Genomic DNA, 11,314 nt, shown 5'->3' with positions numbered 1-11,314 from the left:
GAACAACTGAAGCAAAGCGCGCTCGCGTATCACCAGAATCCGAAGCCCGGCAAGATCTCGGTCACGCCGACCAAACCGCTCTCGAACCAGGTCGATCTTTCGCTTGCCTACTCGCCCGGCGTTGCAGCCGCTTGCGAGGCGATCCACGCAGACCCGCTCGATGCGCAGAAATACACCTCGCGCGCCAACCTCGTCGGCGTCGTGACGAATGGCACGGCCGTGCTCGGCCTCGGCAATATCGGCCCGCTCGCGGCCAAGCCGGTGATGGAAGGCAAGGGCTGCCTGTTCAAGAAGTTCGCCGGCATCGACGTGTTCGACATCGAGCTCGACGAACTGGACCCGGACAAGCTCGTCGACGCCATCGCCATGCTCGAGCCGACGCTCGGCGGCATCAACCTCGAGGACATCAAGGCGCCCGAGTGCTTCTATATCGAGCAGAAGCTGCGCGAGCGCATGAAGATCCCGGTCTTCCACGACGACCAGCACGGCACGGCGATCATCGCGTCGGCTGCGATCCTCAACGGCCTGAAGGTCGTGGGCAAGGATCTCGGCAGCGTGAAGCTCGTGTGTTCGGGCGCGGGCGCGGCGGCGATCGCGTGTCTCGACCTGCTCGTGAAGCTGGGTCTCAAGAAGGAGAACATCCTCGTTGCCGACTCGAAGGGCGTGATCTACGAAGGCCGCGGCAATCTCGATCCGTCGAAGGCGCGCTATGCCGCCAACACCGATGCGCGCACGCTCGGCGACGCGATCAAGGCCGCCGACGTGTTCCTCGGCTGCTCGAGCGCAGGCGTGCTCAAGCCCGAGATGGTCAAGGAGATGGGCGACAGGCCGTTGATCCTCGCACTCGCAACCCCGAGCCCGGAAATCCGCCCCGAAGAAGCGAAGAAGGTGCGCCCGGACGCGATCATCGCCACGGGCCGTTCGGATTATCCGAACCAGGTCAACAACGTGCTGTGCTTCCCGTTCATCTTCCGTGGCGCGCTGGACGTGGGCGCGACGACCATCACGGAAGAGATGAAGCTCGCATGCGTGCGCGCGATCGCGGAACTGGCCGAGGAAACCGACCAGGGCGACGAAGTGGCGAAGGCCTATGAAGGCCACACGCTCGAATTCGGCCCGGAGTACCTGATTCCGAAGCCGTTCGATCCGCGCCTCATCATCAAGATCGCACCGGCCGTGGCGCAGGCCGCGATGGATTCGGGCGTTGCCACGCGTCCGATCCAGGATATGGAAGCCTACCGCGAGCAGCTTGGCGCGACGGTCTACCGCTCGGGCATGGTGATGCGTCCGGTGTTCGCGGCGGCGAAGGCGAAGTGCGCGCGCATCGTGTTCGCCGAGGGCGAGGACGAGCGCGTGCTGCGCGCCGCGCAGTTCGTGCTCAACGAGAAGATCGCCAGGCCCATCATCGTGGGCCGCCCGTCGGTCGTGGAAATGCGCCTGAAGAAGATGGGCTCGAAGCTGCGTCCCGGCACCGACTTCGAGATCGTCGATCCCGAAGACGATCCGCGCTTCCAGAAAAGCTGGCAGGCGTACCACGAACTCGGCGCGCGACAGGGCGTTACGCCTGAAGTGGCGAAGGCTTCGGTGCGCAAGTTCAACACGCTGATCGGCGCGATCCTCGTGCATCTGGGCGACGCCGACGGCATGATCTGCGGTCTGCTCAACAGCTTCGACTATCACCTCAAGTTCGTCGACCAGGTGTTCGGCAAGGCCAGCGAAGCCGAAAACTACGCGGCGATGAACCTGCTGATGCTGCCGGGGCGCAACATCTTCATCAGCGACACCTACGTGAACGAAGTGCCGAGCGCCGAGCAGCTCGCCGACATGACGATCCTGGCCGCGCGCGAGATCGAAAAGTTCGGCATCACGCCGAAGGTCGCGCTGCTTTCTTCGTCGAACTTCGGCAGCGTGCGTTCGTCGACGTCGCAGCGCATGCAGGCCGCGCGCGAGCTGATCGCCGCGCGTGCTCCGCAGCTCGAAGTGGACGGCGAAATGCACGGCGACGCGGCGCTCTCCGAGCTGATCCGCAAGCAGTCGTTCCCGGGCACGACGCTCACGGGCGAGGCGAACCTGCTCATCATGCCGAACGTGGAAGCGGCCAACATCGCCTACAACCTGCTGAAGGTGATCGGCGGCGAAGGCGTGACGGTCGGCCCGTTCCTGCTGGGCGCGTCGAAGCCGGTGCACATCCTCACGCCTGCGGCGACGGTGCGACGCATCATCAACATGACGGCGGTGGCTTCGGCGAACGCGGAGGTCTCGAAGGCAGCGGCGAAGTAAACGAGCTTTCGCTGATCGCCTGATGTGAAAAGGGCGCTCCATGTTGCATGGAGCGCCCTTCGTATTTACAGCTTCAACAGCGTCAAGCCGGCATCAAGCTGCGTGCCGCGCTGCGCCGTTTTCCGGCGAGCGCCATTTCGCGAGCAGCGTCGCCCACTTCGCGCGCGTTGCCTTGAGGTTGTTCTCCTTGATGTGGCCATAGCCGCGAATCGCATCGGGGAGGTTCGCGAGTTCCAGTGCCAACGGCAAATTAGCCTCGCTCAGCCCACCCATCACCTCGCGCATCAGCGTCTCGTATTCGCCAATGAGCGCACGCTCATGACGGCGTTCTTCCGTGCGGCCGAACGGATCGAGCGCCGTGCCGCGCAGGAACCTGAGTTTCGCGAGCAGACGCATGGCCGTGAGCATGCGCGGGCCGTACTGTTTCTTCACGAGATGGCCCTTGTCGTCGTGCTTCGCGAACGCGGGCGGCGCGAGATGGAAGTTGACCTTCCAGTCGCCTTCGAAGCTCGCCTTGATCTTCTCGATGAACGCCGGGTCCGCGTAAAGGCGCGCGACTTCGTATTCGTCCTTGTACGCCATCAGCTTGTGCAGGTTCTTCGCCACGGCTTCAGTGAGCGGGGACCGGCCATCCACGTGTTCGAGTTTCGTTTCCGCCTGCCGCACGCTTTCGACGAAGGCGCGATAATGGCGCGCATACGCCTCGTTCTGGTACGCGGCGAGATACTCCGCGCGTTTTTCGATGAGCGTGTCGAGCGCCTTGGGCGTGTGCAGGGAAACGATCTTCGCACCGGCAGCGTCCGTGTTCTGATCCAGAACCGGCTTTTTCACGAGCTGATCCACGGCCGCGCGGTCATGCGCCACGCGCCGGCCCCACTCGAACGCCGCAAGGTTCTTCTCGACCTGCACCGCGTTGAGTTCGATCGCGCGCACGAGCGACTCGTGCATGAGCGGCAGCCAGCCCTTTTGCCACGCGTAGCCGAGCACGAAGGGGTTCGTGTAGATCGCATCGCCGAGCAGCGCTAGCGCGTAGCGGTTCGCATCGACGGTCGCAACGTTGTCCGTGCCCGCCGCCGCACGCACGTCGGCTTCGGTGCTGGAGCCCGGGAACTGCCACTGCGGGTTCTTGATGAACTCGGCGGTCGGCGTGTGCGCGCTATTGAGCACCACGTGCGTCATGCCTTCCTGCATGCGCGAGACGCAGTCGTCGCCGGCGGTCACGATGGCGTCGCAGCCGATCACGAGCTTCGCCTCGCCCATGGCGATACGCGTAGCGTGAATGTCATCGGGGCGGTTGGCGATCTGCACGTGGCTCATCACCGCGCCGCCCTTTTGCGCGAGGCCGGTCACGTCGAGCACGGTCACGCCCTTGGCCTCGAGGTGCGCGGCCATGCCGAGCAGTGCGCCGATCGTCACCACGCCGGTACCGCCCACGCCCGTGACGAGCACGCCATAGGGGCGATCGATCGCGGGCACGTCAGGCGTCGGCACGGCCGGCATCGCCTCGTTCGCCACGCTGCTGGTCTTTGGCTTGCGCAGCTGGCCGCCTTCGACCGTCACGAAGCTCGGGCAAAAGCCCTTCAGGCACGAGTAGTCCTTGTTGCAGGTGGACTGGTTGATCTGGCGCTTCGTGCCGTATTCCGTATCGAGCGGCTCGACGCTCAGGCAATTCGATTGCACCGAGCAATCGCCACAACCTTCGCACACGGCCTCGTTGATGACGACGCGCTTCGCCGGGTCCGGATACGTGCCGCGCTTGCGGCGGCGGCGTTTTTCGGTCGCGCAGGTCTGGTCGTAGATCAGGATCGTCGTGCCGGGAATCTCGCGCAGCTCGCGCTGGATCGCATCGAGCTGGTCGCGGTGATGGATCGTCACGCCCGGCGCGAGCGTTGTCACACCCTCGTACTTCCCGGGTTCGTCGGTGACGATCACGATCTTCGCCGCGCCTTCGGCTGCGACCTGATGCGTGATCTGCGGCACGGTGAGCGTGCCGTCGACGGGCTGGCCGCCCGTCATCGCCACGGCGTCGTTGTAGAGAATCTTGTACGTGATGTTCGCCTTGGAGGCGATCGCCGCGCGTATGGCGAGCAGGCCCGAGTGGAAGTAGGTGCCGTCGCCCAGGTTGGCGAACACGTGCTTGTCGTTCGTGAACGGCGCCTGGCCCACCCACGCCACGCCTTCGCCGCCCATCTGGCTGAAGGTGCTCGTGTTGCGGTCCATCCACACGGTCATGTAGTGGCAGCCGATGCCGGCCATGGCGCGCGAGCCCTCGGGCACGTTGGTCGACGTGTTGTGCGGGCAGCCGGAGCAGAACCACGGCTTGCGCTCGACCTGCACGCGCGGCTTTGCGAGCGCCTTTTCCTTGGCCTCGATCACGGCCATGCGTGCGGCGATGCGCGCACGCACGTCGGAGGGCAGCTCGAACTTGTCGAGCCGCGTGGAAATGGCCCTGGCGATGATCGCGGGCGAGAGCTCGTAGTGCGCGGGCAGGAGCCAGTTGCCCATCGGCACCGACCATTCGCCGCCGGCGCCATCCTTCTCGTCGAACTTGCCGAACACGCGCGGACGCTGCGCGTCGGGCCAGTTGTACAGCTCTTCCTTGATCGCGTATTCGAGGATCTGACGCTTCTCCTCGACCACGAGAATTTCCTGGAGCCCGCGCGCGAACGCGTGCGCGCCCTGCGCCTCGAGCGGCCACACGCAGCCCACCTTGTAGAGCCGGATGCCGATGCGCGAGCAGGTTTCGTCGTCGAGGCCGAGATCGGTGAGCGCCTGGCGTACGTCGAGATACGCCTTGCCGCCCGTGATGATGCCAAAGCGCGCATGCGGCGAATCGATCTCGACGCGGTCGAGCTTGTTCGCGCGCACATAGGCGAGGCCCGCATACCACTTGTAGTCGAGCAGACGCGCTTCCTGCACGAGCGGCGGATCCGGCCAGCGGATGTTGAGGCCGCCTTCGGGCATCGCGAAGTCTTCGGGCAGGATGATGCTGGTGCGATGCGGATCGATCTCCACGGAAGCCGACGATTCGACCACGTCGGTCACGCACTTCATCGCGACCCAGAGGCCGGAGTAGCGGCTCATGGCCCAGCCGTGCAGGCCGAAGTCGAGATATTCCTGCACGTTCGACGGAAACAGCACCGGCAGGCCGCAGGCCTTGAAGATGTGCTCCGACTGGTGCGCGAGCGTGGAAGACTTGGCCGCATGATCGTCGCCGGCGAGCACGAGCACGCCGCCGTGCGGCGAGGAGCCCGCCGAATTGCCGTGCTTGAAGACGTCGCCGCTGCGGTCGACGCCGGGGCCCTTGCCGTACCACATCGAAAACACGCCGTCGTATTTCGCGGCCGGGTACAGGTTCACCTGCTGCGAGCCCCAGACGGCGGTCGCGGCGAGGTCTTCGTTGACGCCGGGCTGAAACACGATTTGATGCGCGGCGAGATGCTGCTTCGCCTTCCAGAGGGACTGATCGAGACCGCCGAGCGGCGAGCCACGATATCCCGAGATGAACCCCGCGGTATTGAGACCGGCGGCCTTGTCGCGTTCCTGCTGCAGCATCGGCAGGCGGACCAGCGCCTGGATGCCGCTCATGTACGCGCGGCCGCGTTCGAGGGTGTATTTATCGTCGAGCGTGACGGAAGCGAGTGCGGCTTCGAGCGAAGCGCGCTGACCTGCGTCTAGCGGGGCATTCATTATGTGTCTTCCTCCAACCAATCCGTTGTGGGATCGCCAGAAATTCAGGGCCTCGGCATCTTGTGAATGCGTTGGCCGGGGTCGCCATATTGGCTTCTTTTTTTCGATAGTAGCACTCGGATAAACCCGCCGCCTTGACACCCGGAACTCACTGCACTTTCCGGGCCGGTGTCCAGGCGTCACGAAACTTGGCGAAATCCGATGTAACAAAGGATGTATCGGATTTCTTCCGACGAGTAACAACGTGTAAAAAGTGCACAGGCGAGGAACCGGTCTTGAATATCCTGTCTAACTCCTTCACCTGTGCGAGCCGCTCAGCGCCCCTTGTCGTTAGCGGTATTTGAAAGGGCGCTGTCGCAACAGGCAGTCTGAAAAAAGGAGTACAGCATGAATCATCGACATATCCAGACCTTCCTGACGGTCTCGGCTGCATTCTTTGCCATCAGCACGCCGCTGCATTCGAACGCCAGCACGAAGAGCGGTGCGAACGCAACGACCCGCTGCGCCGAGTACACGCTGAGCGCCAAGGCGGGGACGAACGTCATGCCGGCCGCGAAAGCCGGGCGCAAATCCTGATGCCGCGCTGATCCGCGCAGCATTCCGTTCACCCGCCCGGCGCCGGGGTGTGCGGCGAAGGGTTCAGAAGAAAAAAGGGCGAAGATCGCGTGGTCTTCGCCCTTTTTATTTGCCTTTAGCGGGCTTAGCGGTCGATGCGGATCAGGCCTTGTCCTGCACCACACCACGGCGGATCTGGTCGAGCTCGATCGATTCGAACAACGCCTTGAAGTTGCCTTCGCCGAAGCCCTGGTTGCCCTTGCGCTGGATGATCTCGAAGAAGATCGGGCCGATCTGGTTCTCCGTGAAGATCTGCAGCAGCAGGTCTTCGGGCATGCCGTCGATCAGGATCTTGCGCTTCTTCAGTTCGTCGAGCGGCTCGCCGTGGTTCGGGATGCGGCGGTCCACGAGCTCGTAGTAGGTGTCGATGGTGTCGAGCAGGGCGATCTCTTTGGCGCGCAGTCCATCCACGGTGCGGTAGATGTCGTTCGTGCCGAGCGCGATGTGCTGGATGCCCTCGCCATGATAGGCGTCGAGGTATTCCTGGATCTGGCCCGCGGTCTCGCCGCCTTCCTCGTTGATCGGAATGCGGATCTTGCCGCAGGGCGAGGTCATCGCCTTGGACTTCACGCCCGTCACCTTGCCTTCGATGTCGAAGTAGCGGATTTCGCGGAAGTTGAAGAGGCGTTCGTAGAACTCCGCCCACTCGTTCATGCGGCCGCGGTGGACGTTGTGCGTGAGGTGATCGATGTAGGTGAGGCCGTGCCCGACCGGGTGCTGGTCGGCCCCCGCAATCGGCTCGAAGTCGACGTCATAGATGCTGATGTCGCCGATGCTGCCCGGCGCGGCGCCGTTCTTGCCGCGCCAGCGATCGACGAAATAAATCAGCGAATCGCCAATGCCCTTGATGGCGGGGATATTCAGCTCCATCGGGCCCGTCTTGTTGTCGAAGCCCCATGCGCCCAGCTCGAGCGCGTGCTTGTAGGCCTTGGCGGCGTCCTGCACGCGGAACGCGATCGCGCAGATCGACGGGCCGTGCAGACGCGCAAAGCGCTGCGCGAACGAATCGGGTTCGCCGTTGACGATGAAGTTGATCTCGCCCTGGCGATAGAGCGTGACGTCCTTATGGCGATGACGCGCAATGGCCGTGAAGCCCATGCGTTCGAACAGCTTGCCGAGCGCCTTGGGGTCCGGCGCGGTGTATTCGATGAACTCGAAGCCGTCGGTGCCGACGGGGTTCTCCCAGGTGGGGACCAGCATGGTTGTCTCCTGACGTAGATCAGATTTCGTGTAGCAGAGTGTAGACCGCCGTATTGGGAGAAAACTTGCGAGTTGGGTCGCGCTGTCGTCGGTTTGCGCTATAAACTGCCTTTAAGGAATCATGGGAGGGCAGAAAATGGCAAGCATCGAATTGGATGCGATCGACAGGCGTATTCTGGCAATCCTTCAGGAGAATGGCCGCCTCTCCAACCAGGAGATCGCGGAGCGTGTGAATCTCTCGCCGAGCCCGTGTTTGCGGCGCATCCGGCGCCTGGAGGAGAGCGGCGTGATTCGCGCCTACGTGGCGCTGCTCGATGCCCAGAAGCTGGGGCTCGACCTGCTCGCGTACGTGAACGTGCGGCTCGAAAAGCGCGGGCCCACGGCGGCGGGGCGCGAGGGCGTGACGCACGCCGAACTGTTCCGCGCGGCCGTGCAGACCTGGCCGGAAGTGGTGGCCTGCCACGCCATGACTGGCGATATGGACTTCCTGCTGCGCGTGCAGGTCGAGGATATGGCGCATTTCTCGCGCTTCGTGCAGAGCCAGTTGCTGCACCATCCGTCGGTGATCGACGTGAAATCCAGCTTTTCGCTCGACACGTTCAAGGAAACGACGGCGTTGCCGATTCGCTGATTCGGTGACTGCGTGCCGCGAGAGACGCAAAAAAAAGCGGCCGAAGCCGCCTTTTCCAATGCATCAGTCAGTCCCGAGGGGCAGGAGTCACGCTGCGACCGCTTGAGGCAGGATCGTCTCGATGAACTTGCTGGCCTGGCGCGCCTGACGCTTGAGCGCGTAGTCGAACACGGCGGCTTGCTCCTGAAGCATTTCGGCGATGATGCTGCTCTGGTCGGCCGGCTCGAGCGAAAGGTACGCGTCGGCTTCGCCGTAGGCGTACTCGATCTTCATGCCCGACTTTTTCGCGATGTGCATCATCGTCGAGTTGCGCGACAGGCAATGCATGTAGAGCGTGGTGACATGCGTATTGCGGCTGCGGATGGCGGCGCGCTCGAACAGCTTCGAGCCGATGCCCTGACCTCGCGCGCTTTCCAGCACGGACACGCCGAATTCAGCGGTGCGGCCGTTACCGTCCGCCGGCAGGTACGCCAGATGGCCGACGCCGACCAGTTGCAGCTGGTGGTCGAACACGCCGAACACGGTGTCGCGCGTGAAGTCCATCGAGCGCACGTACTTTTCGATGACGTGGTCCGGAGCGGCCTGGCCAAAGCGCAGCAGGCGGTCGTCGCTTTCCAGTGCGAGGAAGTGCGCGAGCAGGCGTTCGCGGTCTGCGGAAGTGAGTACTCGCACCATGACGGGCGCATGACCGGACGTCATCGAGCGAACGGACGCCAGGATCGGCTCGCTGGCTTGGGTCGAAAGCAGGGTCATGATGGGTTCTCCTTAAAATGCGTACGGCATGATGCAGTGCAGAACGCATTCTAGCGGAAACCCTGGGTGCACTCTAGGGAAAACCCGGAGTGTAAATTTGAGTGTTGCACCTAATTAACAAATTTATAAGTGTAACTCTTTGATTTTTAAGAAGTATTCTGATCGAATAGTTTGACCGGTCAACTGTTGTCGCGATACATCATGTCGCACCGCAGCAGTCCAGCCCGGAAATTTCTCCCGCTCAGGCGCCCTTCAGGCCGTGATCGACCACGTCGATCACCTGTTCGGCAAAGTCGCGATAGCCCATGCGGCCGCCTGGCTTGAGCCAGGTAAACGTCCAGTTGATCATGCCGAAGACCATCATCGTCAGCGCGGTCTGGTTTTCGCTCGTCACGCGACCCGGGTAGGCGCGTGCCAGCTGGCGTGTAAAGGCGGCGACCACGTCGCGCTGGCGGTTCAGGACGATCTCGCGCTGGGCGTCCACCAGGTATTTGACGTCGTTCAGAAGCGCCACGTGGCGGCTGTGCGAGGTTTCGTATTCCGCCAGGAAAGCGCGGATCAGCTCCGCGAAGCTCTCGCGTTCGTCGAGGCCGCGCCGCTGGCTCGCCCCTTCCACCTCCGCGATGATCAGCATCAGCCGCTTCGTGTAGCGGTCGAGCAGATCGAAGAGGATCGCTTCCTTGCTTTCGTAGTAATGGTAAAGCCGCGCCTTCGAGGTGCCGCTCGCGGCCGCGAGGTCGGCCATCGACGTGCTTGGGTAGCTCGTTTGCGCGAATTTGGTGGCGGCGAGTTCGAGGATCTGGTCGCGTTGAGTTTCGTGGTCGGGCGCTCGGGTGCGTGCCATGGGATTCAGCGAGGGAAGGAAAGGTGCGTGGCGGTTTTCGGGAGAGGCGGCCGCGCAGCGCGCGCGGCTGCCGCGAGGGGAGCGCTGGCGGCGCACACGTCGTCGCGCAGGCGCAGTGCTTCGGCCGCGAACAGTTCGCGCAGGCGCCACAGGACAACCGGCTCGTCGACCGTGAAACCGGCGCCCGTGAGCGCCGCGCCGAGCGCGTCGCTGTCGAGCCACGAGGTTTCGGACTGCCGCGGCTCGTGGGCGTCGAGCACGTCGAGTATCAGTGCGTCGAGATCGGTCCACGTGCCGCTTGAAAATGTATTGTCGCGCCAGCGGCGCATTTCGCCATTGGCGAACTTGGCTCCCTGCCACTCGAGCGCGAGGCGCGTGATGCGCAGTACCGAGATCGGTGCGGCGTCGAGCAGCAGCGCCGAAAGGCGGCGGGCCGAGAGGTTCGCGCCTGCAATGGGTTCGGCGGTGAGGCGCACTTCGTTCAAGCGCTGCGGGACGGCGCGCAAGCGATAGCAGACACGCCGCAGCGCGAGCTGGTGCGCGGCGTCGTGCGTGTGCCAGATCACCAGGTGGGCGTCGTCGCCCTCGAGCGCTGTCAGCACCGCGCAGTCGTCGTGCGCAAGCGCGGCCGTTGCGCCAACCAGGCCTTCCCAGAAGGCGGCGCGTTGTGCCCCACCTGGGTCGCCCGCTTCGTCGATATCGCGCAGCGGGCCTACCGTCAGGTCGTCGCGCAGGGCGATCACGCGGTCCTGGCGATCGGCCGTCTGGAGCGCCCGGCGCAGCGCCGCCGCGCCAGGCTCGCCATAAATGAGGTGAATTGTGGTCATCGACAACCCGTTGCGTTCACGACGAACGCCAGGACGCCCGAAAGCGCGCAAAGACAAAGGGCCACCCACCGGTGTGCAGCGCTGCGCTGCAACACCGGCGGGCGGCCCCTAGTGTAAGCGGATCGCCTGCAGGCCGAAAGCGGGCTGTTGCGCTAACGCCTTAACGCTCGTCGAAGCTCACGACCACACGCTCGCTCACGGGATGGCACTGGCAAGTCAGCACGAAGCCGTCTTTCACTTCCTGCTCTTCGAGCGTGTAGTTCTTGTCCATCTTCACCTCGCCTTCGAGCACCTTCGCGCGGCAGGTGCAGCACACGCCGCCCTTGCAGGCGTAAGGCAGCGCGAGGCCCGCCTTCAGGCCGACATCGAGCAGGCTCACGCCTTCGTACGGCAGGCGCATCTTGCGCTTCTTGCCGTCGATGACGATTTCGAGGTCTGCAGCCGGCGTGTTCTCCGTGATTTCGACCGGCGGCA

The 11,314-nt window shown here is 63.8% G+C and carries 9 protein-coding genes; 3 read left to right on the top strand and 6 right to left on the bottom strand.

Annotation, left to right across the window (positions count from 1 at the left end; all coding sequences use genetic code 11):
- On the top strand, positions 1 to 2,280 hold a 2,280-nt coding region (locus BMI01S_RS34560), incomplete at its 5' end, for an NADP-dependent malic enzyme (protein WP_052408473.1).
- A gap of 93 nt (positions 2,281 to 2,373) precedes the next feature.
- On the opposite strand, the gene BMI01S_RS34555 is transcribed toward BMI01S_RS34560, so the two are convergent.
- Complete coding sequence (locus BMI01S_RS34555; protein WP_028232821.1) at positions 2,374 to 5,970, bottom strand: indolepyruvate ferredoxin oxidoreductase family protein; 3,597 nt, start codon at positions 5,968 to 5,970, stop codon at positions 2,374 to 2,376.
- A gap of 387 nt (positions 5,971 to 6,357) precedes the next feature.
- Between BMI01S_RS34555 and BMI01S_RS34550 the strand changes: the two genes are divergently transcribed.
- The gene (locus tag BMI01S_RS34550; RefSeq protein ID WP_028232820.1) at positions 6,358 to 6,546 is read left to right on the top strand and encodes a hypothetical protein; all 189 of its coding nucleotides are present in this window, start codon (positions 6,358 to 6,360) and stop codon (positions 6,544 to 6,546) included.
- Between the two features lie 141 nt (positions 6,547 to 6,687).
- Here the strand turns inward: BMI01S_RS34550 and hppD are convergent, their stop codons facing one another.
- Complete coding sequence (gene hppD, locus BMI01S_RS34545; RefSeq protein WP_028215302.1) at positions 6,688 to 7,785, bottom strand: 4-hydroxyphenylpyruvate dioxygenase; 1,098 nt, start codon at positions 7,783 to 7,785, stop codon at positions 6,688 to 6,690.
- Between the two features lie 136 nt (positions 7,786 to 7,921).
- Between hppD and BMI01S_RS34540 the strand changes: the two genes are divergently transcribed.
- Entirely contained in the window at positions 7,922 to 8,416 is a 495-nt protein-coding gene (locus BMI01S_RS34540; protein WP_028215301.1) for an Lrp/AsnC family transcriptional regulator, read from the top strand.
- Positions 8,417 to 8,503: 87 nt separating this feature from the next.
- Here the strand turns inward: BMI01S_RS34540 and BMI01S_RS34535 are convergent, their stop codons facing one another.
- The 4 genes from BMI01S_RS34535 to BMI01S_RS34520 all read right to left on the bottom strand — a co-directional run.
- Positions 8,504 to 9,169 carry a GNAT family N-acetyltransferase gene (locus BMI01S_RS34535; RefSeq protein WP_028232819.1) on the bottom strand — a complete coding sequence of 222 codons (666 nt, stop codon included), beginning with the start codon at positions 9,167 to 9,169 and terminating at the stop codon, positions 8,504 to 8,506.
- Positions 9,170 to 9,410: 241 nt separating this feature from the next.
- Entirely contained in the window at positions 9,411 to 10,013 is a 603-nt protein-coding gene (locus tag BMI01S_RS34530; RefSeq protein WP_028232818.1) for a TetR/AcrR family transcriptional regulator, read from the bottom strand.
- Between the two features lie 5 nt (positions 10,014 to 10,018).
- Positions 10,019 to 10,840 (bottom strand): DUF1835 domain-containing protein, encoded by an 822-nt coding sequence (locus BMI01S_RS34525; protein WP_042292371.1) that lies wholly within the window; start codon positions 10,838 to 10,840, stop codon positions 10,019 to 10,021.
- Positions 10,841 to 11,000: 160 nt separating this feature from the next.
- On the bottom strand, positions 11,001 to 11,314 hold a 314-nt coding region (locus BMI01S_RS34520; protein ID WP_042292369.1), incomplete at its 5' end, for a 2Fe-2S iron-sulfur cluster-binding protein.

Source organism: Paraburkholderia mimosarum LMG 23256 = NBRC 106338 (genome assembly GCF_000739815.1).
GTDB classification, from domain to species: Bacteria; Pseudomonadota; Gammaproteobacteria; order Burkholderiales; family Burkholderiaceae; genus Paraburkholderia; species Paraburkholderia mimosarum.
This window is presented reverse-complemented; position numbering and strand designations above follow the sequence as displayed.

Bases quoted from the DNA above. Each gene is read 5' to 3' on its own strand.
- BMI01S_RS34555 (WP_028232821.1), bottom strand. From the start codon at position 5,970: ATGAATGCCCCGCTAGACGCAGGTCAGCGCGCTTCGCTCGAAGCCGCA.
- BMI01S_RS34525 (WP_042292371.1), bottom strand. From the start codon at position 10,840: ATGACCACAATTCACCTCATTTATGGCGAGCCTGGCGCGGCGGCGCTG.
- BMI01S_RS34530 (WP_028232818.1), bottom strand. From the start codon at position 10,013: ATGGCACGCACCCGAGCGCCCGACCACGAAACTCAACGCGACCAGATC.
- BMI01S_RS34540 (WP_028215301.1), top strand. From the start codon at position 7,922: ATGGCAAGCATCGAATTGGATGCGATCGACAGGCGTATTCTGGCAATC.
- hppD (WP_028215302.1), bottom strand. From the start codon at position 7,785: ATGCTGGTCCCCACCTGGGAGAACCCCGTCGGCACCGACGGCTTCGAG.
- BMI01S_RS34550 (WP_028232820.1), top strand. From the start codon at position 6,358: ATGAATCATCGACATATCCAGACCTTCCTGACGGTCTCGGCTGCATTC.
- BMI01S_RS34535 (WP_028232819.1), bottom strand. From the start codon at position 9,169: ATGACCCTGCTTTCGACCCAAGCCAGCGAGCCGATCCTGGCGTCCGTT.